The organism is Desulfurobacterium atlanticum (assembly GCF_900188395.1).
GTDB classification, from domain to species: domain Bacteria; phylum Aquificota; class Aquificia; order Desulfurobacteriales; family Desulfurobacteriaceae; genus Desulfurobacterium_A; species Desulfurobacterium_A atlanticum.
The window spans coordinates 25589-39279 of record NZ_FZOB01000003.1 but is presented as its reverse complement, the minus strand read 5'-3'; the positions used below and the strand labels follow the sequence as shown (position 1 = coordinate 39279).

Sequence of the window (13691 nt, the reverse complement as noted above, 5' to 3'; positions counted from 1 at the left end):
TCTACTATCAGGACTATCAAGATTTTCTGGTTTCCAAGAAAAAATTAGAGAAATATTACTGTTGCGTGGGATATTAAAGATATTTTTAGATTTAAAAGGGATCTTGAAAGAAACATATCTATTGTTTTTCATAAAAAGAAAATTTTTGTGGATCTTTATTTCTCCAGATCTCCATTCCTTTTTATTGTGCTCTTTTTTATTAGTATTAGTAACTTCGACCCTTCCAACTACTCTAAAAAAATAAACATCCTTATCTTCCTTAATTTCCATCCAGCTTTTTTTGGAAAGCTGACAATTATGTATATCTCACCCCTATCTTCATTAGGAACTTCAAATCCTAATAATTTCCCTTTAACAAAAACTTCTGCTTGATATTCTTTTTCTGTGTTTTGAGTCATTTATCCACCTCCAAATTAGAAATTTCTATCCCATAAAGCTCATAAACCATTCTATCAAGCTCTTTTTGGATTTCTGAAAGAAGTTTTTCTGTCTCTTCTTTTGAAATTTCCCCTGCAAACTTTTTTTCTATGACAGCTTTCTCTAACCTATACCCCACTTCTCCTTCCTCTCCATGGTAGAAACAATAGGATCATGGAGTTTCATTAGAATGATTCTGTTTCTTATTGGACTTTTAGAACTATTTAATTCATAGTAAAATTTCAAGATGTCTTCTAGTGAAAATCCAGTTTTAAAGCTATTCAAAGTTTCAAACAAAAGATTCCTTATGCGATACTCATTATTCATAACATCACTGAAGTATATTTCATAAATTAGTGCATCCACTATTTCAACGAAAAAGTCATAAACATGCTTTTCAAAAGTTCCAGTTATTGCTTTCTTAATACAACAAATAATGTCAAACAATTTTGAAATCTCATCTTGCTCTTTAACAATCTTTATTGGAAATGCCATAAGAGGTTCTTTGTCAACTTGTAGCTGTTCTCCCTTCCGTTTTCCAAAGTGATAAAACCACCAGTAGGCAAGCTTAGAGTTAAAAATTAAAGTAAGATACTTAAGATTCACATCTCTTAAAGCTTCACTGCGAGGCTTGATCACGAAGAAGGTTTGAGATACATAGCAGTCAAAGTCAGTATAGGTAAAATGAGGTCTTTTGGTCATCCTACGGGATATTATTTTTTCACCTTTGAAAAAGTATTCTTCTCTCGCTCTATGTAAACCGTATGGTTTAAAGTCAGAAGTTATAACTCTTTTAAATTTGTCTAAATGCTTCTTAATATTAGGATATTCCTGGATTTGCTTTATTTTTTCTGTTGTAGTGTAAATAATCCAGTATCTATTCTTAGAATTTCTACAGTAAACATCTAATTCTTCTGTAGTGTAGTACGGTCTAATAATCTCTTTAAATTCTTTCTCTGTTAGATTTAATCTTTCAAGTTCTTCCTGCGACAGGACAAATATTCCATCTCCTAAATTAACACCATCACCTAAAATTTTTAAATGCTTTTTAGTAACAAAATCTTGAGGCATTACAATTCCTTGAGCTAAATCTTTGTCTTTAAGGTAAATAGCTCCTTTCTCCATTTCCTTTAAAATTGTTTCAAATAATCCCCCTAATGGAACTATGTAGTCTTTTTTATCAAAAACATATTTTGTCTTAAACTTTAAAACCAATTTCTCGTGATCATCTTCAATTTTTCCTGAAAGTACTTTCTCAATAATCTTTAGTGATTTTTCAACGTTAGGTTCTCTTAATAGGAACTTTATATAGAGAGTATTCCAACCTTTTTTAGGTTTCCCAAGGAAAATTATTGCATTATGTTGTCCAGTTGCTGACTCAAATAGTCTAAGTTCATTGAAATCTATAAGTTCCAGGATATCTGTATTTTTCTTTATAGATTCTCTTAGCTTACTTGCTCCAGCTCCCTGGAAATAATAGTTGGTTGTAATAAACGAAATAATGGAGTTTCTGTTAGATAATCTATGAATAGCTTTCTGCAAAAAGAAATGGAAATAGTCCATTTTCCCTTGACCATATTTCTTCCCAAAAGAAGTCAATCTCACCCGTTTAAGCAAATCTTTATGTCCAGCTTCTCCAACGTATGGAGGATTAGCTACTACAATGTCAAAACCTTCTTTTTCAAAGAAAACTTCTGGAAAATTAAGTTCCCAAAGGAAATAATCTCTATATTTTTTTCTTAAATTTTCTCTGAAGTTTTGAATGGCTTCTAACCTTACATAGCAATTTACAAGTTGTTTTTTAAATTTATTCTGTTCTAATTTCTTAATGTTTGAGAAAGATAACCTTTGCTGAATACCTTCAGCTTCTCTCTTGTACTTCTTTTCTAAATCAAGAAGTTTAGTCTCTATAATTTCCATTTCTATTCTTTCTATTTCATCTTTTAATTTTCTTTTTGCTGTTGGATTCCAAGTATTGAAAAGTCTTTCATGAAGTTCTTCTAACTCTTTTAGTTTATCGTTAATAACTTTAATCTGAAGAGAAAGTGTTATTTTTTCAGGTTTATCAGCTTTAAAGAGTATTTGTTGCTCAGGATTCAAGAGTTGTTTTTTAATTAACAACTCTCCAAAGTCAAGAGGAATGGAAACATCTCCCAAAACTATTTCTTCAACGAGAGAATCCCCCTGCATCAGTTTATAGTCAAGGTTTGGCAATGGCTCTATTTCTTCCAATTCGTGGTGAACTATTAGAGACAACCAAAATCTCAACCTTGCAATATCAACGGCAGAAGGATCTTTATCCACTCCATAAATGCAATTCTGGATAAGTTCTTTTTTTAATTTGTACTCATCTATGTCCTCTTCTAAAATTCTAATCAGTCTAACCATTTCTAAGAGTAAACCCATAGGAAAAGCACCACTTCCAACGGCAGGATCAACAATTTTCAAATTCTTTATTGCCGATACGATTTCTTTTTTCTTGTTAACTATTTCTTCTCCCGCTTTCGGAAACTTATCTTTTAACCCATCAAGATCTTCAAGAATAAGCAAAGCTTCAATATACTCAGCAGGAACCTTTATTTTTCTATTCAAATAATAAATCAGGCTCTTTCTTGCCATGTAGTAAACAATTTCTCTTGGAGTATAAAAAGCTCCGGTTCCCTTCCTATAGTTCTCCTCCAAAAGGTTTTCAAAGATTTTACCGAGCATTTCAGGGTCAACTGCAACTTCTTTTTCGTAAGGTTCATCCTCTTTAATAGTAAAGTTAAAGCGTTCAAGGACATTGAATAACTCTTCAAATAAGTCGTTATCTATTACAATATAGAGATCCTCTGAATAATCTCTTTCAAATAATCCACCATTTAAGAAAGGTATTTGACAATCCAACTCTTCTCTATAAAAATCTCCTGGTCTTTGAGGTAGTGTATTAAGAGCTTTAAAAAATAGAATTTCTAATAAATCTCTATAATAATTCTTCCCTTCTTTTTTAAGTTTGTAAAACCTGGTTACTAAGAACTTTTTATCCCCAGATTTAACAGAACTTCCCTTTTCTGCTCCTAACCAACCTTTTTTCTGAACAAAGTAGAGAAATAGAATTCTTCCTATAAGCCTTTTGGTAAAAGCTCTAACTTCTACTTTTAGTTCTTCATCTGGAAGATCGTATGAAGGATCTCTTCTGAAAATATGCTTATTGTTTTCGTATATTCTTTTCCACATTTTTTCAAAGACTTTTTTTAGCTCTTCGTAAAACTCTTTGGTAACAGGTTCTACACTGAATGTGTTTTCTATACTATCAATATCAGGGTCAGGATTTTCTTTTAACGTAGAAAGCTGTTTATAGGCTGTATGGGAAGGTTCTCCTTCACCCAATAGAAAAGAATATCTCTTATAGGATGTTAGTTTTTGAACAGGTTTTCCTTCTTCATTAAAGTGATAAACCGCTCTAACAAAGGAAAGTCTCCAGTTCTCAAACCCGGAAACGTAAAAGGCTACTATGGCAGCTTCAGCGTTGTATTCCTCTATAATCCTTGCTACGAAGTCTCTTTGGGTTTTCCTTGCTCTTTCAAGAGTTGACCCTCTGCCAAGTTCAACTGTTAGGAAGAGAACTTTATTACTTTCTTTATCTTCATATTCTCCGAGAACTTCTGCTTTTTTAATAAGCTCCTTAAATCTCTCAGGACATTCTAAATCTGTTATTTCAAATCGTTCTTCAAAATCTGCCGATTCAAAAACAGTTCTCAAGAATTTTTCAAAGTTTGATTTATTGAATGGATTTTCTATTAGCGTTTTTACTGCTGTATCATAAATCTCTATAGACATCTTTCCGTTTCCCCACTCTCAACATCAGAATAACAATCTCTTCGTTTTTAACTTCAAAAATAGCTCTTATTTTTCTGGCAATTACAAACCTGTAAAATTTACCGCTTCCTTTGAGTTTTCTAACTTTCTTTGTCTGTTTAAGAAGTTCAAAATTTTCTGCGAGGTATTTCAACTTTTCGGCAATAAAAATTCTCTCATCAATGGTAAATTTTTCAAGGTCTTTTTTAGCAACTTCGGAGAATAAAAGTTTATACATCTATCCCAAGTCCCCTAAAAACCTCTTTTGCCTCATAAACTTTCATTCTACCTTCTTTTATTTCTTTACTTATTTTTTCAGCAACAGCCACATCTAAATAGTCAAAATAAAAATCAAGAGCTTTTTCTACAATCTCCTTCTGAGATATTCCAAGTATTTTTGAAACAGTAGAAAGCTCTTCAGCAAGCATTTTGTCCATACTAATCAACTTTTTGGTAATAGCCATAAATCCTCCCTGTTATCCGATATATCTAATTTTATATCCCACTTTCCGTTTCTGCAACGCAAAAATCTTAAAGTAGTTATATAATTCACCTTCCAAAATATTGAGACAATATCACTTCCACATTTGAATCATCGTAAGAATTTTCTGTTTGTTTTTCTTTAAAGGAAATTTTTTCTAAAAATTCTCTCAGAATTTCAATTTTTACCTCAGGTTCGCTGTTTTCTTTAAACTTCTTGCTTAAGTCCTTTAAAGTCCTTTTAGGTATGCTTCCTGTATCTATAAAGCCAAGCACTTTTATAACCTGCTTTTTCGTTTCTTTATCTTTGAAATAGTTTTTAAGAGCTTTTAGTTCTTTTATAAGATACTTCTCAGCTCTTGACGCTGTTTTTCTGGATTTCTCTTTACTTTTTTCTTCATTTAAGGAAATGTTAAAAGCACTTATATTTTTCTCTAACAGAGAATAATAATTTTCAAGCGGAATTGTAAGGTTTTTCTCTTCTGGTCCAACTTCCAGCAACTCAATTGCTTTTAAAAAGTCTATTTCCTGAGATTGCTTATCTTCATAAGCAACATAAATCTTTTTAAGATTTCCTTTTTTAAAAAGCGTTATCAGTAATTCTCTTTTAAATCTCCTTCCAGAGCGGGCTTTTTTAGGAAGACTTTTTATCTTTTCAAACAGCTCAGGATTATTTTCCCGGATTTCTCTAAGCAGCTTAATATACCGGAAGAATGATTCATCTTCTTCATCTTCTTTTATAGTGTTTATCCTTTCAAACAAACCATGGGCATCAACCTCTTCCTCTTCTGTTAAATATTTCGCATCCTCCCCGAGAGCCTGATGAAAAGCTTGAAGCTTCGCTATTGCTGCCGCTTCAAGTCCCAGCTCTTTCTCTGCAACGCTTATAGGGAAAAAGTTATAAACATAAATCTCTTTAAATCTTGTGCCTACTCTGTTAATTCTTCCTACCCTCTGTAAAACTTTTGTTGGATTCCACGGAATATCGTAATTAACTATAATGTTTGAACGGTGAAGGTTTATCCCTTCTGCAAGAACATCCGTTGTAATAAGAATTTTTACATCATCCCTTTTAACTTTTGCATTTGGATCAAAGTTTTCAATGATTTTCTTTCTCACCGAAGGATTTGACTTAGAAGAGAAAACCAAAACACAATCTCCAAAGCTTTCTTTTAATCTATTCCCGAGATATTCAGCTGTATCGGAAAATTCGGTAAATATTAGAAGTTTTTTCGCTTTAGATAGAGTGGAATCTTCATACTCAAGCAGATTTAAAAATTTTTCCAACTTTGGGTCATCTTCTACTTTATACCATTCGTTTTGTAATTCTCTTATTGCTTCTGTATCAGCCTTGAGATTTTCATAAAACTCTGGACGCAGCTCCTCTTTGCTGTAACTCTGGACAGTGCCTTGCTCAACAAGTTTAAAGATTTCATCAAAATTATCATCGTCAATTAATTCATAAACATCAACTTCCTTACTTATATAAATTTCGCCTTTCTTTTCATACATATTTAAAAACTGCTCATGGGATTTTAAAAATCTATCAAGACTTTTCTTAAATGCTTCAAAACTACTTTCAAGACGCTTTAACAGAAGCGTTTTCATTAAACCGGACAGATTCATCTGAGAAATAAATATCGGGTCATTTTCTTTAAGTTTGGTTTTAAGGTAGAGAGCAGGACGATACCTTGCGTATGAAAGACTTTTTATTATTTCTATAGTTTTATTGTATAAACTATCAAGTTTTTTATCCAGTTCGTAGTAAACTTTTACAGGGTCTCTGGATTTTGGGAAGGAAACACCCTGAGCGTTCAGGTCATCTTTAAAAAATTTCTCCACTTCCTTTCTTGTTCGTCTTACCATAACGTATCTTAAAATTCTGGTTCTAATCTCCTGACCGCACTCTTTAAGAACCTCTTTAAACTTCTCAGGATTTTTTTTCCTGTCAACTTGCTTTATTTTAGTTTCCAGAGCACTGAAAAACTCTTCAAGATTTGTAACGCCGGGAATGGTGGATTTATACCTATTCTGGAAAAGAAGCAACTGGCTTTTAATATCGGATGGCTTGTTGTTATAGGGTGTTGCTGTTAAAAGAATTACCTTTTTTCCTCTACATATTTTGTGCAAAGTCTCATAACTTTTTGTTTCCTCATTTCTGAATCTGTGAGCTTCATCTACAATAACTATGGAATAGTCTTTAAAATACTCAACATCTAAATTTCTTAAACGCCCGGATGAAATCACCTTAGCTGCCACATTAAACTCTCTTAACGTATCCTCCCAGTATTCGGTCAAATGAGGAGGAGCAAACACCAATACTTTTTCCCTCAATTTAGCCACTAACATTGAAGCTATAAAGGTCTTTCCAAGACCTACCACATCTGAAAGAAATACACCGCCATGCTTTTTAATTTTGGATTCTGCATCAACAACAGCTTCCAGCTGATATTTAAGTTTTTTAAATCCTTTAGGAAGAAATAAAAATTCATCCTCTTTATCAAAATCGATCTGCTCTCCAAAAAACTCATAAAGAAATTTTAAATAAAGCTCATAAGGAGAAAGGGTATCGTTAAGATAAGTTTTCTCCTTAACTGTTTTTATAATATCTTCTGAAATATCCTTGCAATCTTCCCACAGTTTTTCAAATCTACTAATGGCAAATTCAACATCAGCCCTATTTTTTAGTTCCACATTGAATTCCAGATTCTCTTTAAGACCTGAAATTGTGAAATTTGAAGACCCTGTAATTACTCTTCCAACATCTATCCCACTTCTACTTCTAAAAATATAAAGCTTGGCATGAAGAGGTGAATGTGGATACTGTTTTATTTCCAACTTACCACTTTGTATCCACTCTAAAAATTTTCTTATAGCTTTCTCTTTTTCAAAGGAATCATTTTCATCGTTTGAAAGTTCCTCAACTACGTTTTCAAGATAGCTATTCTTTGATTCTTCTATACTTTTTGCTTTTTCCACAAGATCAAATACTTCTTTACCCGCCTGCATCCCAACAATAATTCTTATTTTATCTACATTCTCAAGCTCTTCTTGAAGTTGATATAAGCCGGACAGGTAAAAATATCCCACAATAATATTCAATTCCTTAGTATCTTTAAATAAAGTTTTAAATCTGTCTATAAGCTTTCTTCCATCCTCATTAGTAAAAAATGTCAAATCGTTATGTTCGGGCATTTCAATTCCCCCAATAAAAAGCAAATTCCTAAATCGTATCGCCATTTTACCACTCACATTATATCTTAAGCTGTTGAACATTTCCCCCATAATGTAGGATAATCCATCCTGCAAACTTCTAAGAAAAGCATAAATTTAAAGCTAAATGCAAAATATTCTCAACAAGGAGAGAGAATGAACGAAAAATTTGTGGCTCTCATAATACTTGATGGCTTTGGATACAGCCCCGTTAAGGATGGAAACGCTATAGCACAGGCAAACACACCTTTCTGGGATTATCTTTGGTCAACATATCCGAAGGCTCTTCTTCTCGCATCAGGAGAAGCGGTAGGATTGCCAGATGGTCAGATGGGAAATTCAGAAGTGGGACACATGAATATAGGAGCTGGAAGAATTGTTTATCAAGATATTGTGAGAATAACAAAAGCTATAAAATCTGGCGAATTTTTTGATAATTCTGTCCTTAAAAAGCTTATGGTAAACGCTAAAAATAGAAAACTTCACCTTGTAGGACTTCTATCTGACGGAGGAGTTCACAGCCATATTGAACACCTTTTTGCTCTTATTGATATGGCAAAGAAAGAAGGTGTTAAAGAAGTTTATATCCATCCGATTCTTGACGGAAGAGACACGCCCCCAAAATCAGCAGAAAAATACCTGAAACAGCTGATAGAAAAGCTAAAAGAGACCGGAACGGGAAAAATTGCAACATTTGGCGGAAGATATTATTACATGGATAGAGACAAACGGTGGGATAGAACAGAAAAAGCCTACAACGCAATGGTCTTAGGAGAAGGAAACATTACATCAGATCCTTTAAAAGCCCTTGAGGAAGCCTATGAAAGGGGAGAGACAGATGAATTTGTTACCCCTTATGTTGTTGATAAAAACGGTATCATTGAAGACGGAGATTCTGTCTTTTTCTTTAATTTCAGAGCAGACAGAATGAGACAGATAGTTTCAGCATTGGGACTTGATGACTTTAATGGATTTGAGAGGAAAAAGACCGTAAAACCGCTAATAGCTACAATGACAATGTATGAACAAACTTTCCCCTTTGACGTAGCCTTTCCACCGCAGGAGCTTAAAAATGTTCTTGGTGAAGTTATTTCAAGTAAGGGATTCAGCCAGCTAAGAATAGCAGAAACAGAGAAATACGCTCATGTTACATACTTTTTCAACGGCGGCAGGGAAGAACCTTTTCCAAAAGAGGACAGAGTTTTAATACCATCACCAAAGGTTGCCACTTATGACCTGAAGCCTGAAATGAGTGCTGAAGAGGTTACTGAAAAATTTATAGAAAAGCTTGAAACCAACGATTACAGACTTTTAGTCTTAAACTTTGCAAATCCTGACATGGTGGGACATACAGGTATAATGGAAGCTGCCGTAAAAGCCGTTGAAACGGTTGATAGATGCCTTTCAAAAGTCGTAAAAGCGGTGCTTAAAAAAGGCGGTGCATGTATAATAACGGCAGACCACGGAAATGTTGAACAGATGATAAACAGAGAAACAGGCCAACCGCAAACTGCACATACCACAAATCCGGTGCCGTTTGTGGTGGTAAGAAACACCTGCAGAGTTTATAAAATAGAAAGAAGGAAAAGTAAAGAGGTTGAGATACCGGAAGAGTTTGGAGGAGTTAAAGTGGCAGGAATACTTGCTGATATTGCTCCAACCATTCTTGCACTACTCGGCGAAGAGAAACCTGAAGAGATGACAGGTGAAAACCTTGTTATAGAGGAATAAAATGATAAGAAAAGCCATATATCCCGGAACTTTTGACCCTGTAACATTGGGACATCTTGATATTGTAAAAAGAGGACTTGAAATATTTCCCGAGCTTATTGTAGGAATAGCGGAAAATCCGAAGAAAAAACCGATGTTTACAATAGAAGAAAGAAAAGAGATGTTTAAAGAAAGCCTTAAAGAGATAGGATTAAACGGCAGGGTAAAGGTAAAAACTTTCAACTCTCTCCTTGTTGAATTTGCAAAAAAGGAAGGAGCAGTCGCGATAATAAGAGGTATAAGAATTATCTCTGATATGGATCACGAGTTTACAATGGCTTCCATAAACAGGAAACTATATCCTGAAATAGAAACTGTTTTTTTAATGCCTTCAGATGAATTTGCGTATCTCTCCTCTTCAGTTGTTAGAGAACTTGCTTTTTACGGCGGAGATGTTGACCAGTTTGTAACAAAGTGCGTAAAAGAGAAACTCCTTGAAAAGATGGGTAGAAAGTGATCCTTTCAAGGGAAACGGTTAAAAATCGTATCGTTTTTCTTGGAACAGCAGGAGCAAGATATGCTGCCTTCGGCCTTATCAGACAGGCGGGCGGTATATGGATAGATGTAGAAGGAACAAACATCCATATAGACCCGGGGCCCGGTGCCTTAATCTATTCACATAAAAAGGGGTTAAACCCTCACTGGCTATCCTATCTTATAATCTCTCACCGCCACCTTGACCACTGTGCCGACATAAACCACATGATAGAAGCAATCACCCTTGGGGGGAAAAGGAAAAAAGGGATACTTCTCTGCCCTGAAGATGCTGTATCGGAAGATCCTGTAGTTTTAGAATACACAAGAAACAACCTTGAAAAAACTATCATAATTAAAGAAGGCCTCGAAATTCCATTTGAAAGCGGAAAAATAAAATTTCCAATAAAACACATTCACGGCGTTGATACTTTCGGCGTTGTAGTTGAAAACAGCAAAAAGAACATATCCATCGGCTACATAGCTGACACAAAGTATTTTGATAAATTGATAGACGCATATAAAACCTCAAACATACTGATAATCAACACAACATTAAAAAATCCAAAGCCCCTCATCCCTCATCTTTCAGTTCCCGACGCAGAAAAACTTATAAAAGAGATAAAACCTGAACTTGCAATTCTTACCCACTTTGGAAGAACAATGGTATCAAACAAACCGTGGGAAATAGCCAAAGAACTTTCAGAAAAAACCGACATAAACACAATAGCCGCATGGGATAACATGATTGTTGATACAGAAAATTTTAAAATTGTGAGACAAAAGTAAAAATATCAACATGAATTTTCTATAATTTTCCTCAGTTTAACAGGATAGTTTGTCGTTATAGAGAAAACTTCCATTCTTATAGCTTTTTCCATATCATTTTCAGCGTCCACAGTCCAGACAGAAACAGGAAAAAACCTTTTGTGAAAAAATTTAACAAACTCAGGGAAACAATATTTGTAATTCATATTTATTCCACAAGCCCCACTGGATATAAGTATTGAATAAAGACCTTTTAAAGACTCTTTACCAGAAAAACTAAACATCGGAACATTTAGAAAAACTCTGAAGTCAGGAAAAAGCTTTTTAAACTTCACAACTCGGTCATACTCACAGCCCGTGGCAAACACTCTATCAAAAAAATCAAATCTTCTAACCATCTCTACCATGGGAACAATTGCATCATCTGTTTTAACATCAAGGTTTACAATAACATCTTCGTCTTTCAAAAATTCAAAAACTTCTTCAAGAAAAATCCCATTAAAGAACCCCCCTTTTCTAAACTTTTCAAAAGAAATCTCTGAAATCTTCTTCTTTTCCCCATTTACCAATATATCTTCATCGTGAAACACTATCGGAACAGCATCTCCAGTAATCCTAACATCTACTTCAACAACGTCTGCTCCTGATTCAACAGCCACCTTGATGGCTTCAAAACTATTTTGAACAGTATTCTCACAACCGTTATGAGCCGTTATAAGCATCCTCACCTCTTTAAAAGAGAAACTCCAGTATCAGGGTCAAAGAAATGGAAACCGCTCTCTTTAAATTCCAGGAAAAGGCCATCTCCTTCTTTAACATTTAACTCAGCAGGAACAAGAACCTGAATCTCTTTATCTCCAATCTTACAAAGAACCAAAAGCTCTTTCCCGAAAAACTCAACAAAAACAACCTTTGCCGGTATTTTTCCATCTTTAACTATTTTTACATCATAAGGACGAATCCCAAATTTCACCTTTCTTTTTTTTACCCGAGGCTTTCTGATTTCCGGAACTTCAACAGAAAATCCTTCCGAAAGACAAAGATACAATTCACCTTTATCCTCAAATAACTCCGCATCAATAATATTCATAGGAGGATTACCTATAAAATTGGCAACAAAAATATTCTCCGGCTCATCGTGAAGCTTATTAGGAGTTGTAAAGGTTTGTAAAACTCCATCCTTCATCACAGCTATTCTGTCAGCCATAGTCATCGCTTCTTCCTGATCATGAGTTACATAAATACTTGTTATTCCGAACTCTCTTTGTATCTCTTTTATAAACCTTCTCATACTTATTCTGAGCCTTGCATCAAGATTGGAAAGAGGCTCATCAAACAGAAGGACTTTCGGTTTTTTAATCAAAGCTCTACCAAGAGCAACTCTCTGCTGCTGGCCACCGGAAAGCTCACCGGGCTTCCTGTTCAAGAGATGCTCTATCTGGAGCAGTTTCGCTATTTTTTTACACTCTTCTTCCATTTCAGATTTAGGCACTTTTTTAAGCTTTAAAGGAAAAGTTATATTCTCATAAACCGTCATATGAGGATAGAGAGCATAACTTTGAAACACCATCCCTGTATTCCTATCCCTGGGTTCAAGGTCATTAACAACTTTTCCGTCAAATTTAATAAAACCCTCTGTAGGTTTATAAATCCCGGCTATCATCAACATTGTGGTTGTCTTTCCACAGCCTGAAGGCCCAAGCAGCGCAACGAACTCTCCATCACCAATATGGAAATTTAGGTCTTTCACAGCATAAACATCTCCAAACTTTTTTGTTAAATGTTCAAGGGCAATTTTCATATTAAAACTCCGGCTTCAAATAGTTTTCAAATAAATCAGGAAGAGCCCTTCACTCCACCTGAAAAAATATTAAGCATATATTTCTGAGTAAAAATAAAAAAGATTAAAACAGGGAGAAGCTGAAAAAGACCAACAGCAGCAAGCGTTCCATAATTAACCGGTGCACTATCTGAAAGAAGAGAGTTAAGATAGGTTGCTACTGTTGCCGTGGATGCTGAAGTCATAAAAGAGTACGGAATCAAAAAAGAGCTCCAGCCTTCGATAAAAGAGAAAATCGCAAGGGCAGCTATGCCCGGCTTTATCTGCGGAAGAATTATCTGCCATAAAATCCTGAACCTTGAACATCCATCTATAAGGGCAGCCATCTCCATATCCCAGGAAACATTGTCAAAAAAACCTTTCATAAGCCAGACGCCCAGAGGAAGCTGAAGAGCTATACTAACAAGAATCACACCACCGAGAGTATCATACCCAAATCCCCCGATAACAGGCAGACCATTTCCGATGATAGGTATTTTTGATATCCATCTTAAAACGAAATAGATAGCTATCAAAAGAGTAACACTCGGAAAAGCGTGAAGCATCAAAGAAAGGGAAAGAATAGTTCTTCTACCGGAAAAATTCATTCTTGAAAGAGCATAGCCAGCAAGTGCTGAAACAATAATAACTCCAGCAGTAAGCCCTATAGCAAGAATAAGTGTATTTAAAGTTACAAGCCAAATCGTTTTATCAGCAAGAAATTTCCAGTTTGAAAGGGTTAATCCTCCAATGTGTCCCTGTGAATCAACAGGAATCAGTCCAAACGTCCTTATAGAAAAGGTTGAAATAAAAAGCCAGATAAATCCTAAAATTATCGGCAGTGAAATAAGAAACAGAAAAACAACTGTTAAAAATTTAAAAATTCTTGAACCTACCATCAATTCATCCTTAT

At 34.7% G+C, this 13691-nt stretch carries 12 protein-coding genes; 3 read left to right on the top strand and 9 right to left on the bottom strand.

The features are described 5' to 3' along the window. Positions 1 to 227 precede the first annotated feature (227 nt). The 6 genes from CHB58_RS09035 to CHB58_RS02825 form a co-directional block, all read right to left on the bottom strand. A complete protein-coding gene (locus CHB58_RS09035; RefSeq protein WP_180706411.1) occupies positions 228 to 398 on the bottom strand; it encodes a hypothetical protein in 171 nt (56 codons plus the stop codon). Further along, entirely contained in the window at positions 395 to 556 is a 162-nt protein-coding gene (locus CHB58_RS09030; protein WP_180706410.1) for a hypothetical protein, read from the bottom strand. The genes CHB58_RS09035 and CHB58_RS09030 overlap by 4 nt, the downstream gene beginning before the upstream one ends. Further along, entirely contained in the window at positions 541 to 4236 is a 3696-nt protein-coding gene (locus tag CHB58_RS02840; RefSeq protein ID WP_089322597.1) for an Eco57I restriction-modification methylase domain-containing protein, read from the bottom strand. Before CHB58_RS02840 ends, CHB58_RS09030 begins: the two co-directional genes overlap by 16 nt. Then, positions 4217 to 4492: a type II toxin-antitoxin system RelE family toxin gene (locus CHB58_RS02835; RefSeq protein ID WP_089322596.1), complete on the bottom strand. Its 276-nt coding sequence runs from the start codon at positions 4490 to 4492 to the stop codon at positions 4217 to 4219. The genes CHB58_RS02840 and CHB58_RS02835 overlap by 20 nt, the downstream gene beginning before the upstream one ends. Next, positions 4485 to 4718 (bottom strand): ribbon-helix-helix domain-containing protein, encoded by a 234-nt coding sequence (locus CHB58_RS02830; RefSeq protein ID WP_089322595.1) that lies wholly within the window; start codon positions 4716 to 4718, stop codon positions 4485 to 4487. Before CHB58_RS02830 ends, CHB58_RS02835 begins: the two co-directional genes overlap by 8 nt. Positions 4719 to 4803: 85 nt before the next feature. Beyond that, complete coding sequence (locus CHB58_RS02825) at positions 4804 to 7929, bottom strand: helicase-related protein (RefSeq protein ID WP_180706409.1); 3126 nt, start codon at positions 7927 to 7929, stop codon at positions 4804 to 4806. Positions 7930 to 8103: 174 nt separating this feature from the next. On the opposite strand from CHB58_RS02825, the gene gpmI reads away from it, so the two are divergent. The 3 genes from gpmI to CHB58_RS02810 are packed head-to-tail and all read left to right on the top strand — an operon-like array spanning position 8104 to position 10980. After that, positions 8104 to 9678, top strand: coding sequence for a 2,3-bisphosphoglycerate-independent phosphoglycerate mutase (gene gpmI, locus CHB58_RS02820; protein ID WP_089322593.1), 1575 nt, complete (start codon positions 8104 to 8106; stop codon positions 9676 to 9678). Position 9679: 1 nt separating this feature from the next. Beyond that, positions 9680 to 10174 carry a pantetheine-phosphate adenylyltransferase gene (gene coaD, locus CHB58_RS02815; RefSeq protein WP_089322592.1) on the top strand — a complete coding sequence of 165 codons (495 nt, stop codon included), beginning with the start codon at positions 9680 to 9682 and terminating at the stop codon, positions 10172 to 10174. Then, positions 10171 to 10980: an MBL fold metallo-hydrolase gene (locus CHB58_RS02810; RefSeq protein WP_089322591.1), complete on the top strand. Its 810-nt coding sequence runs from the start codon at positions 10171 to 10173 to the stop codon at positions 10978 to 10980. The genes coaD and CHB58_RS02810 overlap by 4 nt, the downstream gene beginning before the upstream one ends. Before the next feature lie 5 nt (positions 10981 to 10985). Here the strand turns inward: CHB58_RS02810 and CHB58_RS02805 are convergent, their stop codons facing one another. Genes CHB58_RS02805 through CHB58_RS02795 form a run of 3 tightly spaced genes read right to left on the bottom strand, consistent with a single transcriptional unit; the run spans position 10986 to position 13677 of the window. Then, positions 10986 to 11681, bottom strand: a complete 696-nt coding sequence (locus CHB58_RS02805) for a glycerophosphodiester phosphodiesterase (RefSeq protein WP_089322590.1) — start codon at positions 11679 to 11681, stop codon at positions 10986 to 10988. A 2-nt stretch (positions 11682 to 11683) separates the two neighbouring features. After that, on the bottom strand, positions 11684 to 12760 hold the full coding sequence (locus CHB58_RS02800) for an ABC transporter ATP-binding protein (RefSeq protein WP_089322589.1): 1077 nt from the start codon (positions 12758 to 12760) through the stop codon (positions 11684 to 11686). Between the two features lie 35 nt (positions 12761 to 12795). After that, entirely contained in the window at positions 12796 to 13677 is an 882-nt protein-coding gene (locus tag CHB58_RS02795) for a carbohydrate ABC transporter permease (protein WP_089322588.1), read from the bottom strand. Between the last annotated feature and the right edge of the window lie 14 nt (positions 13678 to 13691).

Excerpts from the sequence above, each read along its gene's own strand:
- CHB58_RS02840 (WP_089322597.1), bottom strand. The coding sequence starts at position 4,236 with ATGTCTATAGAGATTTATGATACAGCAGTAAAAACGCTAATAGAAAAT.
- CHB58_RS02805 (WP_089322590.1), bottom strand. The coding sequence starts at position 11,681 with ATGCTTATAACGGCTCATAACGGTTGTGAGAATACTGTTCAAAATAGT.
- CHB58_RS02830 (WP_089322595.1), bottom strand. The coding sequence starts at position 4,718 with ATGGCTATTACCAAAAAGTTGATTAGTATGGACAAAATGCTTGCTGAA.
- CHB58_RS02795 (WP_089322588.1), bottom strand. The coding sequence starts at position 13,677 with ATGGTAGGTTCAAGAATTTTTAAATTTTTAACAGTTGTTTTTCTGTTT.
- CHB58_RS02825 (WP_180706409.1), bottom strand. The coding sequence starts at position 7,929 with ATGCCCGAACATAACGATTTGACATTTTTTACTAATGAGGATGGAAGA.
- CHB58_RS02835 (WP_089322596.1), bottom strand. The coding sequence starts at position 4,492 with ATGTATAAACTTTTATTCTCCGAAGTTGCTAAAAAAGACCTTGAAAAA.
- CHB58_RS02800 (WP_089322589.1), bottom strand. The coding sequence starts at position 12,760 with ATGAAAATTGCCCTTGAACATTTAACAAAAAAGTTTGGAGATGTTTAT.
- coaD (WP_089322592.1), top strand. The coding sequence starts at position 9,680 with ATGATAAGAAAAGCCATATATCCCGGAACTTTTGACCCTGTAACATTG.
- gpmI (WP_089322593.1), top strand. The coding sequence starts at position 8,104 with ATGAACGAAAAATTTGTGGCTCTCATAATACTTGATGGCTTTGGATAC.
- CHB58_RS09035 (WP_180706411.1), bottom strand. The coding sequence starts at position 398 with ATGACTCAAAACACAGAAAAAGAATATCAAGCAGAAGTTTTTGTTAAA.